21 protein-coding genes and 1 pseudogene are annotated in these 20,802 nt (G+C 65.1%); 8 read left to right on the forward strand and 14 right to left on the reverse strand.

Annotated features, from left to right (window positions below):
- From GTP90_RS30410 to GTP90_RS30450, 9 genes and pseudogenes are all read right to left on the reverse strand, one after another.
- The coding region (locus GTP90_RS30410) for a MaoC/PaaZ C-terminal domain-containing protein (protein WP_161087025.1) at positions 1 to 778 on the reverse strand (778 nt) is incomplete at its 3' end.
- On the reverse strand, positions 775 to 2,166 hold the full coding sequence (locus GTP90_RS30415) for a serine hydrolase domain-containing protein (RefSeq protein ID WP_161087026.1): 1,392 nt from the start codon (positions 2,164 to 2,166) through the stop codon (positions 775 to 777). The genes GTP90_RS30410 and GTP90_RS30415, both read right to left, overlap by 4 nt.
- Positions 2,167 to 4,563 carry a TonB-dependent receptor gene (locus tag GTP90_RS30420; protein ID WP_254452122.1) on the reverse strand — a complete coding sequence of 799 codons (2,397 nt, stop codon included), beginning with the start codon at positions 4,561 to 4,563 and terminating at the stop codon, positions 2,167 to 2,169. It abuts the gene before it with no gap.
- Between the two features lie 133 nt (positions 4,564 to 4,696).
- Entirely contained in the window at positions 4,697 to 5,218 is a 522-nt protein-coding gene (locus tag GTP90_RS30425; RefSeq protein WP_161087028.1) for a rhomboid family intramembrane serine protease, read from the reverse strand.
- The gene (gene rhlP / locus GTP90_RS30430; protein WP_161087029.1) at positions 5,211 to 6,041 is read right to left on the reverse strand and encodes a rhombotarget lipoprotein; all 831 of its coding nucleotides are present in this window, start codon (positions 6,039 to 6,041) and stop codon (positions 5,211 to 5,213) included. Before rhlP ends, GTP90_RS30425 begins: the two co-directional genes overlap by 8 nt.
- Before the next feature lie 111 nt (positions 6,042 to 6,152).
- Positions 6,153 to 6,260: pseudogene (locus GTP90_RS36515) on the reverse strand (carboxymuconolactone decarboxylase); the annotation flags it as partial.
- 135 nt (positions 6,261 to 6,395) lie between these two features.
- The gene (locus tag GTP90_RS30440) at positions 6,396 to 8,567 is read right to left on the reverse strand and encodes a TonB-dependent receptor (protein ID WP_161087030.1); all 2,172 of its coding nucleotides are present in this window, start codon (positions 8,565 to 8,567) and stop codon (positions 6,396 to 6,398) included.
- 136 nt (positions 8,568 to 8,703) lie between these two features.
- On the reverse strand, positions 8,704 to 8,973 hold the full coding sequence (locus GTP90_RS30445) for a hypothetical protein (RefSeq protein ID WP_161087031.1): 270 nt from the start codon (positions 8,971 to 8,973) through the stop codon (positions 8,704 to 8,706).
- A 118-nt stretch (positions 8,974 to 9,091) separates the two neighbouring features.
- Entirely contained in the window at positions 9,092 to 9,784 is a 693-nt protein-coding gene (locus GTP90_RS30450) for a LuxR C-terminal-related transcriptional regulator (protein WP_161087032.1), read from the reverse strand.
- A 177-nt stretch (positions 9,785 to 9,961) separates the two neighbouring features.
- On the opposite strand from GTP90_RS30450, the gene GTP90_RS30455 reads away from it, so the two are divergent.
- The 5 genes from GTP90_RS30455 to GTP90_RS30475 all read left to right on the forward strand — a co-directional run bounded on the left by GTP90_RS30455 (position 9,962) and on the right by GTP90_RS30475 (position 13,980).
- Positions 9,962 to 10,627: a response regulator gene (locus GTP90_RS30455; RefSeq protein WP_161087033.1), complete on the forward strand. Its 666-nt coding sequence runs from the start codon at positions 9,962 to 9,964 to the stop codon at positions 10,625 to 10,627.
- A 113-nt stretch (positions 10,628 to 10,740) separates the two neighbouring features.
- Positions 10,741 to 11,010 carry a DUF1427 family protein gene (locus tag GTP90_RS30460; protein WP_117013781.1) on the forward strand — a complete coding sequence of 90 codons (270 nt, stop codon included), beginning with the start codon at positions 10,741 to 10,743 and terminating at the stop codon, positions 11,008 to 11,010.
- Positions 11,010 to 12,920 (forward strand): amidohydrolase, encoded by a 1,911-nt coding sequence (locus tag GTP90_RS30465; RefSeq protein WP_161087034.1) that lies wholly within the window; start codon positions 11,010 to 11,012, stop codon positions 12,918 to 12,920. Before GTP90_RS30460 ends, GTP90_RS30465 begins: the two co-directional genes overlap by 1 nt.
- The gene (locus GTP90_RS30470) at positions 12,920 to 13,324 is read left to right on the forward strand and encodes a DoxX family protein (protein ID WP_161087045.1); all 405 of its coding nucleotides are present in this window, start codon (positions 12,920 to 12,922) and stop codon (positions 13,322 to 13,324) included. Before GTP90_RS30465 ends, GTP90_RS30470 begins: the two co-directional genes overlap by 1 nt.
- Complete coding sequence (locus tag GTP90_RS30475) at positions 13,324 to 13,980, forward strand: YoaK family protein (protein WP_161087035.1); 657 nt, start codon at positions 13,324 to 13,326, stop codon at positions 13,978 to 13,980. Before GTP90_RS30470 ends, GTP90_RS30475 begins: the two co-directional genes overlap by 1 nt.
- Positions 13,981 to 13,990: 10 nt before the next feature.
- On the opposite strand, the gene GTP90_RS30480 is transcribed toward GTP90_RS30475, so the two are convergent.
- Together GTP90_RS30480 and GTP90_RS30485 are read right to left on the reverse strand one after the other, a co-directional pair.
- Positions 13,991 to 14,629, reverse strand: coding sequence for a response regulator (locus GTP90_RS30480; RefSeq protein ID WP_161087036.1), 639 nt, complete (start codon positions 14,627 to 14,629; stop codon positions 13,991 to 13,993).
- Positions 14,630 to 14,639: 10 nt separating this feature from the next.
- Positions 14,640 to 15,593, reverse strand: coding sequence for an MBL fold metallo-hydrolase (locus tag GTP90_RS30485; protein WP_161087037.1), 954 nt, complete (start codon positions 15,591 to 15,593; stop codon positions 14,640 to 14,642).
- A gap of 112 nt (positions 15,594 to 15,705) precedes the next feature.
- Here GTP90_RS30485 and GTP90_RS30490 point away from each other — a divergent pair, with 112 nt between their 5' ends.
- The gene (locus tag GTP90_RS30490; RefSeq protein ID WP_161087038.1) at positions 15,706 to 16,677 is read left to right on the forward strand and encodes a LysR family transcriptional regulator; all 972 of its coding nucleotides are present in this window, start codon (positions 15,706 to 15,708) and stop codon (positions 16,675 to 16,677) included.
- A gap of 7 nt (positions 16,678 to 16,684) precedes the next feature.
- Here the strand turns inward: GTP90_RS30490 and GTP90_RS30495 are convergent, their stop codons facing one another.
- From GTP90_RS30495 to GTP90_RS30505, 3 genes are read right to left on the reverse strand one after another with little or no spacing between them, the layout of a single operon-like run.
- Complete coding sequence (locus GTP90_RS30495; RefSeq protein ID WP_161087039.1) at positions 16,685 to 17,599, reverse strand: tetratricopeptide repeat protein; 915 nt, start codon at positions 17,597 to 17,599, stop codon at positions 16,685 to 16,687.
- Positions 17,600 to 17,640: 41 nt separating this feature from the next.
- Complete coding sequence (locus GTP90_RS30500) at positions 17,641 to 18,912, reverse strand: D-amino acid dehydrogenase (protein WP_161087040.1); 1,272 nt, start codon at positions 18,910 to 18,912, stop codon at positions 17,641 to 17,643.
- A gap of 14 nt (positions 18,913 to 18,926) precedes the next feature.
- A complete protein-coding gene (locus tag GTP90_RS30505) occupies positions 18,927 to 19,505 on the reverse strand; it encodes a YdeI/OmpD-associated family protein (protein ID WP_161087041.1) in 579 nt (192 codons plus the stop codon).
- Between the two features lie 188 nt (positions 19,506 to 19,693).
- Here GTP90_RS30505 and GTP90_RS30510 point away from each other — a divergent pair, with 188 nt between their 5' ends.
- Positions 19,694 to 20,212 carry a demethoxyubiquinone hydroxylase family protein gene (locus GTP90_RS30510; RefSeq protein ID WP_175048294.1) on the forward strand — a complete coding sequence of 173 codons (519 nt, stop codon included), beginning with the start codon at positions 19,694 to 19,696 and terminating at the stop codon, positions 20,210 to 20,212.
- 89 nt (positions 20,213 to 20,301) lie between these two features.
- Positions 20,302 to 20,622 (forward strand): hypothetical protein, encoded by a 321-nt coding sequence (locus tag GTP90_RS30515; RefSeq protein ID WP_161087043.1) that lies wholly within the window; start codon positions 20,302 to 20,304, stop codon positions 20,620 to 20,622.
- The last annotated feature ends 180 nt before the right edge of the window (positions 20,623 to 20,802 follow it).

Below are 20,802 nucleotides of genomic sequence, written 5' to 3' on the forward strand. Positions count from 1 at the left end.
CGTCGAGCTCCGTGTGGCTGCCCGGCGCCAGCGTCTCGACGCTGCGCGCCAGGCTGCCGAATCCGTGCAGCACCAGGCCGCCGAACAGCGAGCGGCGCGCCAGCGGCCCGCACCAGTGGATGGGATTGAAGTCGCCGGTCAGCAGCGCGAAGCGCAGGCCATCGCCGGCTTCGGCGCGCCATGTGCCCGCCGTGCGCCACTCGGGATCGGGCTGCCGCGCCGGCGCCGTGCCTGCGCTGCGCGCACCGGGCAGGCGCACGCGCAAGTGCAGCCGCGTCTCCACCAGGCATGCCTGCAACGCCGTTCCGGTGGCGACGGCCACCACGATCCTGGCCCAGCCATCCGCATGCGTAATCTGCTCGATCGACGCGCGCAGCACCAGCGGCGTGGCGCGCGGCAGCGGCCCGTGCACCGTCAGCGATACGCCCTGGTTGATGATGCCGGTGAGGCGGTAGGGCAGTTGCATCAGCAGCGCGCTCACCAGCGGCAGGCTCCATTGCGAGACCATGTGCGGCGGCAGCTCGCCGTCGTAGCGGCCCACCGCGCCGCACCAGCGGATGTAGTGGCCGACCAGTTGCTCTGGCGGCGCATCGATGCGCCGCTCGATGGGCGCGAAGGCATGCGCCGGCTTGCCGGGAGGCGGCATATGGTCGGCCACTTCCTGGCGCGGCGGCAGCAGCACGCGGCCGGCCGCCTGCAGCAGCATGCCGGCGCTGGCACGCAGCATCGCGCCCTGGTGGCGCAGCAGGCTGTATGGGACGACGCCGTCCGCCATCATTCGAGCACCTTGATCACGGCCGCCACCAGCGCCTGCGGTTGATAGTGCAGACGGTCCGGCGTCAGGCCGAGCCGCACCACCACCAGATCCTTCGACGGTATCACCGTGATGGTCTGGCCGTCGTGGCCCTCCAGCCAGTAGGTATCGGCGGGCAGCTTGAATGGCGGGTCCGGGTCCTGTCCCTCCGGCGTGGTGCCTGATGGTCCCCAGCGCCAAACCTGGCCTTGTCCGTACTGGCCTCCTGAAGCCGGCGCCACCAGCTGCATGCCGGCCACGAAGCCTTCCGGCAGCAGGCGCTTGCCCTGCCAGACGCCGTCCTGCAGCAGGAACTGGCCGAAGCGCGCCCAGTCCTGCGTGGTCGCATACATATAGCTGGAGCCGACCAGGTTGCCGCGCGCGTCGGCCTCCATCACGGCGCTGCTCATGCCCAGCGGCTCGAACAGGCGCTCATGCGGCAGCGCCAGCACGGCCGTCGACGTCGGCGCCTGCTTGCCGCCGGCCGCCGCCGCGCGCTGCCAGATCCGCGACAGCAGCAGCGTGGTGCCGCTGGAGTAGTTCCACGCGCTGCCGGGCGCCTGCGCCAGCGGCCTGGCGGCGCTGTAGGCCGCCATGTCCGGCTCCAGGTACAGCATGCGCGTCACGTCCGAGACGTCGCCATAACCCTCGTTGAATTGCAGGCCGCTGCTCATCGCCATCAGCTGCGCCAGCGTGATGGCTGCGCGCGGATCGGCGGCGTCGGGCCAGAAGCCGTTTTGCCGCGGCGCGAGCTTGCCATCGGCGATCTGGATGCCGACCAGCGCGGCGGTCACGGTCTTGGTCATCGACCATCCCAGCAGCGGCGTGCCGGCGTTGAAACCGTCGCCATAGCGCTGCGCCACCAGCCGGCCGTGGTGGATCACGGCCACGCCGCGCATGCCGGGACCGGCCAGCGTATCCTGGTCCAGCAAGGCCTGCACCGCCGGCATGGTCAGCGGCAGCGAACCTGTCGGCCACGGCACGGTCGCCGACGGCGCCCAGATTTTAAGAGGAGAGTAGGTGTACCGCGCGGCCGTCGCGACATCGCCGTCCGGCACCACGGCGCAGCCGGTGCCGGGCCGGTACACGGCCAGGCCATTGCCGACAAAGCCCAGCAGGTCGGCGCGCACCAGCTTGCGCTCCTGGTCGACGCGCACCTTCAGCAGCTTGAGTATGGGATGGCCCGGCGCCTGCACATCGTCGGCCAGCACGGCCTGCGCGTCGCGGCCCGCGATGAAGACGTTGGAGCACACCATCTTGGCGCCGTAGTTGGCCCCCACACGCAGCAGATCAGGCGGATGCAGCACCAGCCCAAGCACACCGCCGGCCAGCACCACGGCTGCCACGGCGGCGAGCTTCAACCACTTGGCCATCTACAGGCTGGCCCGGAATTCCACCGCGATCGTGCGCGGTGGCGTCAGGTAGGCATAGGGCGCACCGTATTGCTCCGTTTGTCCTCCCAGGTTGGTGATGTAGCGCTGGTCGAACACATTGTTGACCAACAGCGCCACGCCATAGCGCGAGCTCGGGCTGTCCCACCCCAGGCGCAGATCGAACTTGCTGGTGGCGCCGCCGGTCTTCAGCTGCGCGGTGCTCAGGCATTGAAGCCTGGCGGTGTCGCTGTTGCAGCGCTGCGCGGTCGAATGCGTGCCCTGGAAATTCAGGCTGCTTCGGCCACCCAGCGTTTCCCAGTTGACGTTCACGCCCGCCATCGCCGTCATGCGCGGCGTACCCACCGGCTGGCCGCCCAGGTCCAGCGTGACGTGGCCGGCGGCGTCGAGGCGCTGATAGCGGGTGTAGGTCTGGTCGATGTACTCCATGCCGCCGAAGACCGTCACGCGCGGCGTGATGCGCATGCGGCCATCGAGGTCCAGGCCGTGCGCCTTCTGGTCGCTGGAGACCACGTTATAGGTCGGCACCGTGCCCACGCTGTACAGCTGGATGTCCTGCAGGTTCTTGAACTTGTAGGCGAACAGCGAGGCGTTGATCGTGGCGCGCAGCTCGGGCAGGGCCAGCTTCATGCCGGCTTCGAAGTTGGTCATCTTCTCGGGCGCGAAGCTCGGATCCTGTCCGGCGGCGGCCGGCGCGGCGGGATTGGGCGGCGTGAAGATGTTGAAGCCGCCGGCCTGGTAGCCGCGCGACAGGGACGCGAACAGCAGCGTGTCCTTGTTCAGCTTATGGTCCACCACCAGGCGTGGGCTCCAGTCGGTCCAATCCTTCTCGCGCGTGACCGGCGTCCCCGCCAGCTGCGCCGCCGTGCCGAAGATCACGTTGGACGGGAAGGCCGAGGCGTCCAGCCCGGCCAGCGGCCCGAAGCTGTTGAGGAAGGTGTCCAGCTTCGGCGACACGCGTCCCGGCACGTACCACGTCATGCGCTTCTTGTCCTGCGTGTAGCGCAGGCCGGCGGTGACGTTGGTGGACGGCGTGACGTGCCAGATGGTGTCGCCGTAGAGCGAGGCCGATTTGGTGCGGACGTCGCTGTAGTGCGTCTCGTCCCAGCTGAACACCGTGTCCGCGCCGATACCCGGCAGGCCCGCCGCGCCCAGGCCGGCGAACAGCATGGAAAAATTCGGCTGGCCGCCGGCGAACTGGCTCAGGGTGTCCAGCGTGCCGGTGGTGACGAAGGCGCCGGCGTCCTGGTGCTCGTTGTTGTGGTAGAAGCTCAGGCCCGCGATCCAGTCCAGCTTATCGTTCTTACCCGACAGCTTGAACTCCTGCTGGAAGCTGTGGGCGCGCTTGGCGTCCAGCGTGGTCAGGTACAGGTCGGGCCGCGCGCCGCCGTCGTTGTCGGTGATGTTGTGGGTGCTGAAGCGGCGATAGGCGGTGGTGGAGGTGAAGTTCATGCCGGCCAGCGGCGTTTCGAAGCGCAGCGTGGCGCCGTCGAACATCCGTCCCTCGCTGCCCTGGTCGTCGTTCTGCAGCGGCGCGTTGAAGGGATTGACGAAGTTGGCGGTGTAGGCCGCGTCATAGACGCCGGTGTAGCCGCCCAGCGGCAGCCTGGGGTCCTTGATGACGCCGAACGCCGGACGGCCGTACTGCTCCATGTTCTCGTGCTCCCACGCGAACACCAGCTTGGCGGTGTCGAAGTCCTTGCGCAGCGTCAGGCGGGTGGCCCAGTCCTTGTCGCCGCCGGATTTCTTGCCGGTGGCGGTGTTGTCGATCCAGCCCTCGCTGCCCGAGCGCACCGCCACCAGCCGCGCGGCGAAGGTGTCGGTGATCGGGATGTTCAACATCGCGTCCGCGTTGGCGCGGCCATATTTACCCAGCTTGACATGGCCCGAGGCGTCAAGTTCCTTGCCCGGTTCATTGGTGGTGATGGCGATGGCGCCGGCCGCGCTGTTACGGCCGAACAGCGTGCCTTGCGGGCCCTTGATCACCTCGATGCGCTGGACGTCGATGAAGTTCATCAGCGCGCCGCCGGTCTTGCCGGTGTAGACGCCGTCGACATAGATGCCGACCGGCGAATCGGTGGCGATGCCGAAGTCGCCCGTCTGCACGCCGCGTATGCCGAAGCCGGGCTGCGTGGGTTCGGAGGCGTCGACCACCAGGCCCGGAACGTAGCCATTCAGGTCGCCCAGGTCCTTGGCGCCGATGGCGTCGAGGTCCTTGTTGGTCAATACCTGGATGGTCATCGGCACGTCCTGTACGAACTGCTTGCGGGACTGCGCGGTGACGACGACCGACGGGATGTCGTCGACGGCCCACGCGGGCGGGATGAAGAAGGCTGCGGCGAGGCTGGCGGAAATTACGGTGCGGGCAGGGATGCTCAAATCGTCCTCCATTGGAAAACAGCGGCCACCTGGGCGGTGCAGACGATTATGCCTACATCCATGCTATATACACAAGAATTAACGGCAACGTTGAGGCTTGTGAAACACAAACCGGTCGGATTCACGTTAATAGTTAATCCAGTTGTAGCCTGGGCTTCCTGAACGGCAGGGTGAGGGCGCCGGCGAGCACGCCCAGCAGGTGCGCCTGCCACGCGACCACTACGTCCAGCGGCAGGTTGGACCAGCCGTGGAGCGCGCCGGCCGCTTCGGCGGCGATCTTGGCGGTCAGGGTGGCCGCCATCAGCAGCAGGGCCGCGCGCATGGAGCGGGTGGCGCGCGGCCACAGCGCGCCGCCGGCCATCACCACCAGCATCGCCGCGATGGCGGACGCGCCCCGGTAGTACAGGCAGTGCGGCGCGATCAGCAGCATACCCAGCGAGATGAAGGGCGCGCCCAAGCCCACCGCCAACAGCAGGCGGCGCATGCCGGCGGCCGGCGAGGCGCTCAGCTGCACCACGATCACGGCGGCGGCCAGCACCACGGCAAAGTCGATCAGCGCATGCTGGGCCGAGTAGTGGACCAGATGGCCGCTCCACAGCCGCCAGAACTCGCCGGCCAGCAGCGCGTGGCGGTCGAACTCCAGCAGCTCAACCACGGCGGCGCAGCCGCCATGCCAGTCCTGCCAGCAGCGCCACCAGCGCCAGGCTGGCCCAGTCCATCGCGCCGCCGCCCTTGTAGCCTTGCTTGTTTTCGACCTGGTAGTTGGCGTCGTGCTTGATCCGTTCGCGGAAGTTGTCCAGCTCCGCCTGCAGGTTGGGGATCAACTGGTCGACGGCGGCGTTGTAGCCCTCGGTCTGCGCGGCGCGCGATTTTTCGCTGAAGCCGGCCATGCTGGCGCTGCCCTTGACCTGGCTGGTGCCGGGGGCGCGGAACAGCAGCTTGTGGCTCTGCACATCGAACACCGACGCGTCGAGCATGGTCTGCACGTCGTACTGGTCGCCGTGCACCACGTAGGCGCCGATGATGGTCCAGTACAGCATCGACAGCGCATTGGAGTCGTTGAACTGCACCTGGTCGTAGGACAGCAGCGCCACCACTTCGACGTCGAACATGCGCGCGACCTGTTCAAGGTTGGTGAAGCCGCCCCTGGCGCGCATGTACTGGGTCGGGATGATTTCGATCTTGCCGATGTACGGGTGTTTGGCGAAGGAGTCGCGCACGCGCTCCAGCAATTTCATGCGGGCCGTTTCAGACAGGCCGCTGCCCCAGCCGCCGCCCGGCACGAAGGCGATGCCGACCCGCACCGGGGGGCGCAGCCGCGTGACGGTGGGCTTCATGGCCGGCGCATCCTTGGCGTCGGGGTAGAGATAGTCGACGATGCTGCCGGTCTGCTTGACGCTGCGGCCACTGGTCATGGACGCGCAGCTGGACAGCAAGGCGGCGGCCAGCGCGATGAGCAGGATATTCAGGATACGCATGGGGATTCTCCGGTGATCGCGGATTATGCGTTCCCGAATCGCCAGGCTGAAAGCACCGCCGCGCGAGTACCGCCTGATGCTACGGGCGGTATCGCCGCATTGCACCCGGCTTTATTTTGCGCGCAGTTTCACTGCAGGGAAGTCGACCGGCACCTTGAACGCGACGTTGACGTAGTTGGTGAACAGGTTCAGCGCGACGTGGGCCATGATCTCGATCAAGCGGCCTTGCAGCAGCTGCAGGATCTCGGCCTGCGCCGGATGCAGGTTTTCGGCCGTGGCGAATTCCCACATACCGGAGCGCATCACACTGGCGATGCGTCCGATAGCGGTGACGATGCGCGCCTCCTAACTAAATCAGAATCCCACCGAAAGGCCGGCGTACAAGGTACGGCGGGCGCCGTACTGCGGTGCGCCCACGCCGACGCCGGAACCGTCGCGCAGCAGATAGCTCTTGTCGAAGGCGTTGACCAGCGCGAGGCGGCCTTCGACATTGCCGATCGGCGTGTTCTTCCAGTTGTGCGTCAGCGACAGGTTGACGGTGGTGTAGTGCGGCAGCGTGCCGGAGTTGGGCGCGGCGCCGTCGGGCGTCATGCGCAAGCCGCTGCCGTACAGGAAGTCGCCGCTCAACTTCGTCTCGCCCCAGTGGTAGTGGGCGCCGCCCGAAACCGTGTAGGTCTGGTCGTGGTCGACGTAGATGTAGTGGTTGGCGATGTAGGCCAGTTCGTCGGGCCCGAACAGCGACTGGCCGGAGACGATGTTCTGTCCTTTTGCCTGCTGCGTGGTCAGGTTCAGGAAGCCGCCCCAGTTGGCCTGGTTGTACACGGCCGACAGTTCCAGTCCCTTGGCGTAGCCGCGGTCGTAGTTGAACGGCGACAGGATCAGCGCCTGGCCGAACTGGCCCTCGTCCAGCATGTTGCGGATCTTCTTGTAGTAGGCGTCGGCGGTGACGGTCAGCTGCTCGCTGAACTGGTGGCTCACGCCGATGTCATAGTAGTTGGTGCGCTCGGCCTTGACGTTGTCCGACACCGGCACCTGCGGCGCGTTGGAGGTGTTGGCGTATTTGTCGATGCTCGATTGCGCCGCCAGTTCCTGCGGCGGCGGGGTGAAGTAGCGCGAATAGCCGGCGTGCAGCGCCGTGCCCTTGGCTACCTGGTACGCCAGGTTGACGCGCGGGCTCCATTGCTGCTCGTCGACGAAGGCCGAGACCTTGTCGAAGCGTACGCCGTAGTTCAGCGTGAGCGGCGCGGCGATATGCCATTCGTCTTGCAGGTAGAAGCTGGACAGCTTGCCGGTCTTGCTGCTGTTGTCGATGATGGTGCGTGGATCGGTACTGGCCTGTGCGCCATCGACGGTGTCGAACACCGCCACCGCGTTGTCGCTGTGGGTGTTCTGGCGCGAGTAGGCCAGGCCGGCGCGCACGGTGTGGCCGGCGTTCAGTTTGTAGCTGGCGTCGAACTGCGCGCCGCTGGCGGAGTTCGAGCGCAGCGTGTCCGAGGCCACGCCGTTGTAGATCAAGTCGCCCAGTGCGTCCGGCATGTAGTGCAGCTCCGAATACTGGTGGAAGGCCGAGACCTGGTAATTCAGGTCGCCCAGGCTTTTTTGCAGCGACAGCACCAGGAAGCGGTTCACTTCGCGCTGGTTTTCGTTCAGCTGCGACGAGGGCAGCTTGCTGGTGCCGGCGGCGGCGTCGCTCTGGCCGGTGAGCGAGAAGCCGGGCGCCTGGCCGGGATTGTTCGGGATCTGGAAGCGGCCGTTGTAGGTGCCGAACATCAGTCCCAAGCGGGTCTGGTCGTCCAGGAACCACGACAGGGCGCCGAACGATTTGCTCTGTTTGGTGCGGTCGTGCAGGGCGCTGCGGGCCGGCAGCGGATTCTCGATGCCCTGCGCGTTCGACAGATAGCTGCCGGACAGGTAGTAGTTGAAGGCGCCCTGGGTGCCGAAGAATTCCGCGCTCGGTTCGACATAGTCGTTGCCGCCCACCAGAACGCCGACGCGGCCGCCGGATTTGACCGTGCCTTCCTTGGTCTGGATGTCCACGATGCCCGAGGTGCGCAGGCCGAATTGCGCCGGCAGCGCGCCGGTGATGAAGTCGGTCTGCTGGACGAAGCGGGTGTCGATCGACTGTCCGAAGCCGCTGATACTCTCCGGCAGCTGCACGCCGTTGACGCGGTACTGCACGTTGGCGTGGTCGTCGCGGACATGGATGGAGCCCGAGCCCTTCGAATCCTGGCTCACGCCCGGAAGGCGCAGCAGCACTTCATTGAATGGCGTGTTGTCGCCACGGCCCAGCTGCTCGATCATGTGGCGGTCGATCGAATAGACGGTGGTGCCGACGTTGGGCGACAGGTCGATGCGGGCGCTTTTCAGATGGGCGGCGGTCACTTCCACCTGCTGCATCGGGCTGCCGTCAGCGTTGGCCGGCGCGGCGGGGCTGGCGGCCGCATCGTCGGCGGCGCTGGCGTGGTGGGCGTAGAAGGCGGCTGCGATCAGCAGTGGCAGGGTGCGGAGTTGTGGCGTGCGTTGCATGGTAAATCCTTGAATGTTCGGGCGTGGCCAGCCTCCGGCCTGCGCGATCGTGTCGGGCAGGCGCGCGGCTGCGCGCACGGGACGCAAATATGCGGCCGTGTTGGACGTCATTAAAAAACGTAACGGAAAAAGCGGATCAGGCGGAGAAAGGGGCTACGCCGGGCGGCGCGTGCGAGGGCGGGGTGAGGAAGTCGATCCGGCGGGTCCGGATGGAACGCTGCGGGACGAGGGCGGGCAGGGAGACCAGCATCGCCACCGGCACCACCACAACCGCCGGCGGCGGAACGCCGGCCGGCATATGCGCGACCACGCAAGCCGCGCAATCGTTTTGGGTGTCGGTATAGGCGTGCTTGTGCGAGCTCGCCCCGATCAGCTGCAGCGACAGGAACACCAGCACGAACAGCATCAGGACGCGCTGGATGCGCGTTTGCCGATGTGAGGTGCCTAAGGAGAGTGTATGTGCTTGCATGCCCGGATTTTACAGGGCTTCCGCAAGATACGCCAATGACATTCTCGTAATGCGGTCAATGCCGGCTGGCGGAGCCTTCGCCCACCAGGCCGCGCCGCGTGGCCAGCACCACCGCGTGGGTGCGCGCGGTGGCGCCCAGTTTGTCGAACAGGCCCTTGACGTGGGTCTTGACGGTGCCGACGCCGATTCCCAGTTCGCGCGCGATGGACTTGTTGCACTGGCCTTGCGCCAGCAGCTGCAGCACGTCGGTCTCGCGGCTGGTCAGGTTGATGCGGGTGAAGCTGTCGGCCACGCAGCGGCTCAGGTCCGCGCTCAGGTAGCGCATGCCGCGGCTCAGCGTGCGTACCGCCGTCAGCAGCTGCTCGGCGGCGCAGTTCTGCAGCAGATAGCCGTGTATGCCGGCCATCATCGCGGTGCGCACTTCCCATTCGCGCTCCATCTGGGTCACGATCAGCACGCGCGCCTGCGGCTCGCCGTGCTGCGGCGCGTTGGCCCGCTGGCGCATGTGTTCCAGCGCGCCTTTGTAATCGAGGATGATGACGTCGGCCGTCGCCGGGTGGGCCTCCGGTGTCGCCAGCTGCATGTCGCATTCGACGCCGAGCAGCGCGGACAAGCCGGCGCTGACGATGGCGTCGCTGTGCGCGATCAGCACGCGCACCTTGCTTTCATGGTTGTCGATGGCGCCGCCGGCCGCCATGCCATTGCCGCTGTGAGCGGCGTGTGACCAGTTCCTGGTATCCAGTCGCATCTCGTTTCTCCCCAAATGATTCCGTTGTCCGTTGCTGTCCTGCGGCAGAAGAGTAAACTGGATTAACGATTTCGCCACGCCCCGATCCGGGGTACGCCAGCTAACCCGATAGGGTGATGGTTGAAGCGGCGCGTTTGTGGCATGCTGCCGGGTTCCGGTACGACTAGTGAGAACGCGATGACAACGGCCCAGAAAACGCCGATTACCGTGCTAAGCGTCGACGATCATCCCATGCTCAGGGAGGGCATCGCCAGTGTGATCGCCGCCGAGGAAGACATGCGACTGGTGGCCGAAGCCTGCAACGGCCTGCAGGCCATCGAATGCCATCGCCGGCTGCGGCCCGATGTCACGCTGATGGACATCCAGATGCCGGACATGAACGGCATCGACGCCACCATCGCCATCCGCGCCGAATTCCCCGGCGCGCGCATTGTGGTGCTGACCACCTACGAAGGCGACGCGCTGGCGCGGCGCGCGATCGCCGCCGGCGCAGCCGGATATCTGTTGAAAAGCATGTTGCGCAAGGAGCTGCTGGCGACCGTGCGCAACGTGCATGAGGGCCGCCGCTGCATACCGGCTGCGGTGGCCAACGGCATAGCCCAGCACTGGCACGAGAGCGCATTGAGCAAGCGCGAGGTGGAGGTGCTGCAGCTGGTGGCCGTGGGCCAGAGCAACAAGCGCATCGGCATGCACCTGGCGATTTCGGAGGAAACCGTCAAGGTGCACATGAAGAGCATCCTGGCCAAGCTCAACGCCAGCGACCGCACCCACGCGGTGACGCGGGCAATCGAGCGAGGCATCATCGACCTGCATGCCTGCGGCCAGGTTGGCGGGCCTTACTGACCCGTATCTATCCCCAAAGGATGAGGAAACGGCGATCAATACCGGTGATGGCAAGAGTGGCGCGGATCTCTAGACTGGAACCATGTTGTTCCAACTTACCTGAGGAAATCCCCATGTCGAAAATGTATATCGTGTCGCTGGCCGTCGGCCTGCTGGTCGGATTAATCTATGGCTTCCTGAATGTGCGCTCGCCGGCGCCGCCGGTGGTGGCGCTGGTCGGCCTGCTCGGCATCCTGCTCGGCGAGCAGCTGCCGCCGCTGCTGCGCCAGTTGTGGCAGCCCGAGGCCAAGCAGGTCTCGTGGATCGAGGACCACGTCAAGCCGCATTGCTTCGGCCAGCTGCCGTCCGCGCAGAAGAACGATGAAACCAAGGGGAACGCATAATGAATCCAGATCTGATCCTGCACCGCGGCCTGTTCACCACGCTGGACCGCAGCAATCCCCACGCCGAGGCGGTGGCCATCAAGGACGGCCGTTTCACACATGTGGGCCGCGCCGACGAGATCATGGCGCTGGCCGGTCCGCAGACCAAGATCATCGACCTGCAAGGCAAGCGCGTGCTGCCAGGCCTGATCGACAACCATTGCCACATCATCCGCGGCGGCCTGAATTTCAACCTGGAGCTGCGCTGGGACGGCGTGCGCAGCCTAGCCGACGCGATGGGCATGCTGAAGGCGCAGGTGGCGATCACGCCGGCGCCGCAATGGGTGCGCGTGGTGGGCGGCTTCACCGAACATCAATTTGCCGAGAAGCGCCTCCCGACCATCGAGGAGCTGAACGCGGTGGCGCCGGATACGCCGGTGTTCATCCTGCACCTGTATGACCGCGCGCTGCTCAACGGGGCCGCGCTGCGCGCTGTCGGCTACACCAAGGACACGCCCGAGCCGCACGGTGGCCAGATCCTGCGCGACGGCGCCGGCAATCCCACCGGCCTGCTGCTGGCCAAGCCGAATGCGGCCATCCTGTACCAGACGCTGTCGAAGGGCCCCAAGCTGCCATTGGAATACCAGGTCAACTCGACGCGCCACTTCATGCGCGAACTCAATCGCCTCGGCGTGACCGGCGCCATCGACGCCGGTGGCGGCTTCCAGAACTATCCCGAGGACTACCAGGTGATCCAGCAGCTGTCGGACGCCAAGCAGCTGACGATACGCCTGGCCTACAACCTGTTCACGCAAAAGCCGGCGCACGAGAAGGAAGACTTCCTGAACTGGACGCAGAGCGTCAAGTACCAGCAGGGCGACGACTACTTCCGCCACAACGGCGCCGGCGAGATGCTGACCTTCTCGGCGGCCGACTTCGAGGACTTCCGCCAGCCGCGTCCCGACATGCCGGAGACGATGGAGGACGACCTGGAAGGCGTGGTGCGCGTGCTGGCGCAGAACCGCTGGCCGTGGCGCATGCACGCGACCTACGACGAAACCATCAGCCGTGCGCTGGACGTGTTCGAGCGCGTCAATCAGGAGATTCCGCTGACGGGACTGAACTGGTTCTTCGACCACGCGGAGACCATCTCCGACCAGTCGATCGACCGTATCGCCGCGCTGGGCGGCGGCGTCGCCGTGCAGCACCGCATGGCCTACCAGGGCGAGTACTTCGTCGAACGCTATGGCCACGGCGCGGCCGAGGCCACGCCGCCGGTCAAGAAGATTCTGGAGGCGGGCGTGAAGGTCTCGGCCGGCACCGACGCCACCCGCGTGGCCTCGTACAACCCGTGGGTATCGCTGTCGTGGCTCATCACCGGCAAGACCGTGGGCGGCATGCAGATGTACCCGCGCGCCAATTGCCTGGACCGCGAGACCGCGCTGCGCATGTGGACCGAGAACACCACCTGGTTCTCGAATGAGGTGGGCAAGAAGGGCCGCATCGAAGCGGGCCAGCTGGCCGACCTGATCGTGCCGGACAAGGACTTCTACGCCTGCGCCGAAAGCGAGATCGCCGACATGACGTCGCGCCTGACCATCGTCGGCGGCAAGATCGTCTACGCGGCGGGCGAATTCGCCAGCCATGACGAGGCGCCGCCGCCGGCCATGCCGGATTGGTCGCCGGTGCGCCGCTTTGGCGGCTACGCCGGCTGGGGTGAGCAGATCGGCAACAACCGCGCCGCGCTGAAGGAACTGGAGCAGCGCAAGCGCCAGCAACAGCAACTGCGCCAGCAGCAGGCCGCGTGCGGCTGCGCCAACCAGTGCAACGTCCACGGACACCAGCACGCCAGCGCGTGGGCCAGCAAGCTGCCCACGTCGGACCTGAAGAGCTTCTGGGGCGCGCTGGGTTGCGCCTGCTGGGCGGTGTGATGGAGGCGCTGTTCAAACCACTGCGTGCGCCCTGGCTGCGCTGGATCTGCCTGTTGTTGATCTGCGCCGCCTATCTGCAAGGCGGCATCAACAAGCTAATGGACTTCCAGTCGGCCATCGGCGAGATGCATCACTTCGGCCTGTCGCCGGCCGGCCCGATGGCCGCGCTGGTGATCGCCGGCGAATTGGGTGCGTCGCTGATGATCCTGACCGGCTGCTACCGCTGGCTGGGCGCTGGCTACCTGGCCGCGTTCACCTTGATGGCCACCTTTGTCGCCAACCGTTTCTGGGAAATCGCGGGGCCGGAGCGCTTCATGATGGCCAACGGTTTCTTCGAGCACCTCGGCCTGGCCGGCGCATTCCTGCTGGTGGCCTGGCACGACATCCAGAAGAAGGAAGCCTGATGCAGCGCGGCGATAACAAACAAAGCATGACCTTGGGCTTCCTGGCCGGTTATGTCGATACGCTGGGCTTCATCGGCCTGTTCGGATTGTTCACGGCCCACGTCACCGGCAACTTCGTGCTGCTCGGCCGCGCGATGGCGCGGCCGGCGCAGGATATCTGGCTCAAGTTGCTGGTGTTCCCGGTGTTCGTGCTGGCGGTGGCGCTGGCGCGGCTGCTGATACTGCGCTGGGAACGCGCCGGCACCCGCCAGCTGCGCAACAGCTTCCTGCTGCAGATGGCACTGATGTCGGGCAGCGTCGCCAGCGCGTGGGCGGGAGCGCCCATCGAAGCGCCCGAGGCGCCGCTGACACTGTTGACCGGCATGCTGTGCGCCGCCGCGATGGCGGTGCAGAACGCCTACGGCAAGCTGTTGTTGGGGAAGGTGGCCGCCACCACGGTCATGACCGGCAACGTGACGCAGCTGGTGATCGACCTGGTGGACACGCTGCGCGGCGACGCCGAAGCGCGGGCGCGGCTGAAGAAGCTCGCCTGGCCGGTGGTGGCGTTCGCGGTGGGATGCATCAGCGGGGCGCTGGCCTTCATGCAGGCCGGGTTCAACGGCCTGCTGCTGCCTTGCGCGCTGCTGCTTTGGCTGGCCTGCACGGCCACCGATTAGATCGCGCCAATCAGATCGACATGATGCCGCGCTTGAGGGCGATCGTCACCGCGTGGGTGCGATCGTTCGCGGCCAGCTTGGCCAGCACATTCTTCATGTGCGCCTTCACCGTCTCTTCCGAGATCGACAGCTGCTCGGCGATGCGCCTGTTGGACTGGCCGTTGGCCGCGTGGCTCAGCACCTCCGTCTCGCGCGCGCTCAACGGCCCTTGGCCCATGTGCTGGGCCAGTTCCATCGCGATCTCCGGCGGGATGCGGCGCTGCCCCTGGTGCACGCCGCGTATCGTATCGAGCAAATCCTTGCGCAAGGTGCTCTTCAACAAAAAGCCGGCGGCGCCGCCCTGGACGGCGCGCAGGATCTGCACGTCGCCCTTGTAGGTGGTGAGCATGACGATGCGCGCGGACGGATGCGCCGCGCGTATCGCCTCCAGCGCGGTGACGCCGCACATGCCGGGCATGACGATGTCCATGATGACGACATCCGGCCGCAGCGCCTCGTACTGTTGGACCGCGTCCTGGCCGTTGCAGGCCTCGCCCACCACGCACATATCGTCCTGGCTGGCGATGGCTTCGCCCAACCCCATGCGCAGCAAGGGGTGGTCGTCAACGACTAGTACGTTGATGGGGCGAGGGGTGTGGCTCAATTCCATGGCTCCTACTTTAACGCAACTGGGTGTAGTTGGTCGCCACCCACTGATAGGCCTTGCCGTTGCTGCGCAGGTGTCCCAGGCCGGGGAAGGGCAGGTGGGCCGCGCCGATCAGCGTGCCGTCCTTGGCGGCGGCGGTGAAGAGCTGGCGGCGGGCGGCTGCGGCGGCCTTTGGATCGCTGTCGAAACCGATGGTCACTTCGGGATGGTCGAACTGCACCGCGCCGGCGTGGATCAGGTCACCCACCACCAGCAGCTTCTTGCCCTTGCTTTCCACCAGATAGCTGATGTGGCCCGGCGTGTGGCCGTAGCTGGTGACCGCGCGGATGCCCGGCGTGATCTCGGTGGCGCCGTCGAACGGCTTCAGGTGCTGGCTGGCGGCGTATGGACCCACCGACGCCATCGCGCCCTGGAAGAAGCCCTTGCTGTCGGCCGGCGCCTTGTCCATATTGGCCTGGCTGAGCCAGTAGTCGGCGTCATGACGGTCGGCGCGCACGGTGGCGTTGGGGAAGGCCGCCTGGCCGTTGGCCGCGAGGCCGCCGACGTGGTCCGGGTGCATGTGGGTGATCAGCACCTCGTCGACCTGCTCCGGCTGATAGCCCGAGGCTTTCAGGTTGGCCAGCAACTTGCCCAGGGTCGGGCCGAACAGATTGCCGGCGCCGGTGTCGATCAGCACCAGCTTGGTGCCGGTGTTGACCAGGTAGCCGGTCACCGAGGTTTCCAGAGGAGTGGCCAGGTAGGCGCGCGCCAGTTCCTGGTCGGTCTTGGCCTGCGGCTGTTGCAGCAGTTTGTCCATCGGCAGATCGACGGTGCCGTCGCTGATGGCGGTCACTTCAAAGTCGCCCAGCATGACGCGGAAGAAGCCGGGTGCGTTGGTGCCGGCCATCGGCGCGGCGGCAAAAGCGGGGGCGCTGGCGGCGAAGGCCAGGGCGGCGGCAAGTGGGGTCAATTTTTTGATCAGTTGCATTATTGTTCCTTTTGTTGAATTTACTAAACGCAGTATGCATCTTTGCAAAAAATGGCACAATATGGATTAATGCAAAGTAATTTTGCGTAGTTCGCAAAGCGGGGAGAGTGTGATGATTGAAGGGTTGAGGTGCTTGTTGGCGGTGGTGGAGCACGGCAGTCTGTCCCGCGCGGCGGCAGAGTTGAAGATGGCGGTGTCGTCGGTGTCGCGCAAGCTCGACGCGCTGGAGGCCGACGTGGGCTCGCGCCTGCTGTTGCGCAGTTCGCGGCAGATGCTGCTGACCGACGCGGGCGAACGCTTCCTGCCGCGCGCGCGCAACATCCTGGCCGAGCTGGCCGAAGGCAAGGCCGCCGTGCAGGAGCTCGACAGCGAACCGCGCGGCCTGTTGACCGTGACGGCGCCGGCCGCGTTCGGGCGGCTGCATGTGGCGCCGGCCATCGCCGATTTTCTGCAGCATTGCCCGCTGCTGGAGGTGGAGCTGCACGTCAGCGACGATATCGTCGACCTGTCCGCGCGCCGGGTGGACGTGGCGGTGCGCGCCGGCGTGCTGCCCGACAGCGGCTTGGTGGCGACGCGGCTGGCGGTGCAGGAGCGCGTGGTCAGCGCCAGCCCGGCCTATCTGGAGCGCCACGGCTGGCCGACAACGCCGATGGACCTGCTCAACCATCAATGCCTGACCGTGACAGGGCGTGCCGCGCCGCGCGGCTGGTGGCGTTTCGATGGCGTGAACCAGAACCAGCCGTTGGCCGTCAAGGGCAAGCTGCGCTGCGACGATACCGATTCATTGCTGCACGCGGCCATCGGCGGCGCCGGCCTGGTGCATCTGGCGAACTGGCTGGTGAGCGATGCCATCGTCGCGGGCCAGCTGGTGCCGGTGTTCCCGATGGCGCCGGTGCGGCGGGACGGCGCGTCAGGCAGGCGCGGGCCCAACGAGTCGGCGGTGCACGCGGTGCACATGCCGGGCCGTTCCAACCAGGCCAAGGCCCAGCTGCTGATACGTCATTTGAAGGAGTATTTCGGCGATCCGCCGTATTGGGATCTTGCGATGGAAGCTGCCGGGGCGGGCGAACGCCGCGCCCCGTGAGGTGGGATTAGTCCCAGTCGCCGCCACCGCCGCCGCTGTCGCCGCCGCTGCTGCCGCCGTCGTCCCAGCCGCCGCTGACGCCGAAGTCGTTGCCGCCCATGTCGTCGCGGCGCAGCAGTTCATCGCGTGACGGATCGTCGTAGACGATGTCGTTGCGTGGCTGGTCGCGGCTGCCGGAGTCGTGACTGCCGCCGGTGAACTGGCGGGCGATCGCCTCGCCGGCCACGATGCCCGCGCCCACCGCAGCGCCGGTCGCCAGGCCGCCCATGATGCGCGAGCCCATGCCGCTACCTTGCGGCTGGCCATAGCCTGGCTGCGGATAGCCCTGTTGCGGATAGGCGCCGGGTGCATAGCCGGGAGCCGCGCCGCCGCCGGGATTGAAGCCGGCCGGGTTGTTGTAGTTGTCGGTCTGCTGGTTACGGCGCGACATGAAGCGCGACGCCAGCCAGATGAAGCCCAGCAGGCCGCCACCCAGGATCAGGATCGTGCCCCAGGGGATGCCGCTGCTCTGCGGTGCGCCGTAGTTGCCATTGCTGTAGCCAGCGTTGCTGCGCGCCGGTTGCTGCTGCGAGTAGTTGGCGCGCGGCTTCTGACCATCGGCCAGCAGCGTGCGCAGTTTCGCGAGCGCGCTTGGATTCACCTTCGGCAGGCCGGGCGACAGGCGTTCGGCCGTGGCCAGCTCGCCCTGTGCGGCGGCGAACTTGCCTTGCTTGGCCAGCAGTTCGGCTTCCACGAAGTGCGCGGTGGCGCTGTTCGGGTGGGCTTTCAGGACCTGGTCCATCAGCGCTTGTGCGTCGGTGTACTTGCCTGCTTCTGCGGCTACATAAACATCGTGTATCGTGGGTTCGGCCGCAAACGCCGGCACCGCCAGCGCCAGGGCACTGGCCAGCAGGGTCATACGTGCGAAAGATTTTGCCGTCATGTCAGATCTCCTTGTAGGGACAGGCTCGATATGGTGGCAGTTTACGCCATTTTCAAGCCTTGCGCGGTACGTTGGCTAACCGATAGCTTTGGCGCGCCCAGTGCGGCCAGCACCGATTCGGCGATGAGGTCGGCCGTGGCGGCCGATAAAGTCCAGCCCAGGTGGCCGTGGCCGGTGTTGTAGAACACCGTGGGCGCCTTGCCGCGGCCCACGCGCGGCACCAGGTTGGGCATCATCGGCCGCAGGCCGGCCCAAGGCGTCGCCTCGCGCGTGGAGACGCCGGGGAAGCACTGCTGCACCCAGTCGAGCAGCGGCGCGATGCGGTCGGCGCGGATGTCGCGGTTGTAGCCGTTGAACTCCGCCGTGCCGGCCACGCGCAGGCGGTCTGCACCGAGGCGGCTGGCGACCAGCTTGGTGGCGTCGTCCACCAGGCTGACGTTGGGCGCGGCGGCCTGGCTGGCGGCGTCGTTCAGGTGGACGGTGATCGAGTAGCCCTTGACCGGGTAGACGTTGACACGGTCGCCCAGCATGGCCGCGATCTCGCGGCTGGCGGTGCCGGCGCAGACCACCACCGCGTCGTAGCGTTGGGTGTCGGCGTTATCGCCGTGCGTGACGGTGATGTGCGCGCCGGCGGCATCGGCGCGGACCTTGGTCACGTGCTGGTTGAAGCGCAGGTCCACGCCCAGGCGCTGCGCCGCTTGCGCCAGGCCGGTGGTGAACTTGTGGATATCGCCGGAGCTGTCGCTCTCGGTGAAATGGCCGCCGTAGAACTGGCCGGTCAATGTGGGTTCGATGGCGCGCATCTCGTCCGGCGTGACGGCGCGGCGCGGCAGGCCGCCTTGCGCCAGCAGCTTCGAGACCCCGGCCGCGTGTTCGAAGTCGGCGCGGTCGCGGTGGATGTGCAGGATGCCTTCGCGCTTGAGGTCGAAGTCTATGCTTTCTTCTTCGGCCCAACTGAAGAGATGCCGGCGCGCGGCCACGGCCAGTTTGGCGGTGGCGATGGTGTTGTCGCGATAGTGGGGAATGGCGGCGATGAACTGCGCGAACCACGACAGCTTATGCCAGCTGGGTTTCGGATTGACCAGCAGCGGCGCGTCGTTCCTCAGCATCCATTTCATGCCCTTGACGACGGTGTCCCTATGATTCCACGCCTCGGCATTGGAGGCGGACAGCTGGCCGCCATTGGCGAACGACGTCTCCATCGCCGCGTAGCGATGGCGTTCCAGCAGCGTTACAGCGAAGCCGCGTTTGGCAAGCGCGTAAGCCGTAGTGACGCCGGTGATGCCGCCGCCGATGATGGCTATGGTTTTCATAATCAGTGCTGCGGTCAGTCGTCGAGGCCCTTGCCTTTGAGGATGTGCGGGATGCACTTCTCCACCCGCGCTGCGCGCGTCTTGGCTTGCTTGGCGGACGAGAAGTGTAGCAGGTAGCCGCGCTGGCGGCCCGGCGTCAGGCCGGCGAAGGCTTCCTGCAGGGCAGGGGACTCCTCCAATTTGGCCAGGAATTCCTCCGGCATGTCGAATTCGGCGGTCTCCTTGAACTCCACCTGTGCGCCGGACTGCTCGACCTTGATGGCCTCGCGGATGTAGCTCTTTAACGTCGACGCCATCTTGGCGATTTCTTCCGCGCTGGTGAAGCGGATCTGGCGACCGGCCTGCACGTTCTTGGTCTGCTGGACCAGGATGCCCTTCGGGTCCTGCATCAGGGCGCCCTTGAAAAACAGCAGCGCGCAGTATTCCTTGAAGCCGTGGATTAACACGATGTTCTGGTCGTCGAGCGTATAGCAAGGATGGCCCCACTTGAAATCCTCGGTCATGTCGCACTCGACGGCGATGGCGCGCAGTTTCTTGTATGCCTCCTGCCATTTGCCCGGTTTGCTGACGTATGCATCAACTTTGGAGTTCAAGCTCTTCCCTGTCATAGTGCACCTCGATGGAATCAATAGTGGCAAGAAAATAATTATACCCGGCTCTTCGCCAAGGGCATGGGGGAGGTGACAATGTGTGAACTTTTCTACGTGACGATCAGTTATGCTCTGATGCCGCTGTCGGCCAGTAGCCGTCGGTCATTTTTAATGGAAGGACTTTGGCGTTGATGAGTGCCACTAACTTGGCTGGGCGAATATTGAAAGTGAACCATGCTGGAGAGCACGGAGCTGTCAGCATCTATTCCGGTCAAATTTTTATGGCGCGTTTTACCGCGAGGTTTCTGCTGCCTGAGCTACTAACATTCAAAGCCGATGAAGAGAAGCACAGAGCCGCTTTTTATAACGAGCTCCAGCGGCGAGGGCTGAAACGTTGTAAGAGCTATTGGCTGTGTGCTGTGGGAGGTTATGCGCTGGGAATCGGAACTGGATTACTTGGTGCGAATGCAATATCGCTTACGACAATTGCCGTTGAAAGAACCGTGCTGCGCCATCTACGTCATCAGACAGAACTCTTAGTTGAAGATGCTGACGCCGTTTCGGCAATATCTAGCATTCTCAATGAGGAGCAAGAACATCATGATGTGGCGAAAAATCGCAGTCGTCCACCGGGCGTGTTTGGGCGAATGTTGAGCTCGGCAATATCTGGCACGACAGAGGCTGTAATATGGCTTGGCATGCGACTTTAGGCGGCGATGACGTCGCAATTGGTAACAAAGAAACATTCATGAGATAATTATTCGGGGATTTTTTAGGTATTCGATAATTGGAGTAGTGCATGAAACCTTGGCTAGCAATTTTATTTGCAATCGGACTGATATTATTTTGCATGGTTGCCACAGCGTTTTCTGGATATAATATTGTTGCCTTCATGATTATTGTTACTTCTCTATGGGCCGCGATTGATTCTTCGAAGATGGAGTTGCAAAAGTACCGTTCGGGAATATCCTATAAACCAGCTATCTTATTTTTCGCCATCGCTTTTCTATGGATTTTAGGATTTCCGTGGTATTTAATTGTGCGGTATAGAATAAGAAATGGAACTGCCACCCTGAAAAACGATTTTCCGTGCATGGTTTCTAAGGTGTCCAATGACTGATTCCGCAGCCAAGACCGGACATACATGCTCTAGATTGGGCTATCTTCTGAAATATTTATGCAAGAAAAATTTCGCTCGGACATAATCGCAAACTATAACAACCGCATGATTCTGGACCGCTGGGATGCTTTAGCGCTTCCAGATGGTTGGTTAGTAGCGGGCTGCTTATTTCAAACGGTG

It is taken from the genome of Duganella vulcania (assembly GCF_009857655.1).
GTDB classification, from domain to species: domain Bacteria; phylum Pseudomonadota; class Gammaproteobacteria; order Burkholderiales; family Burkholderiaceae_D; genus Rugamonas; species Rugamonas vulcania.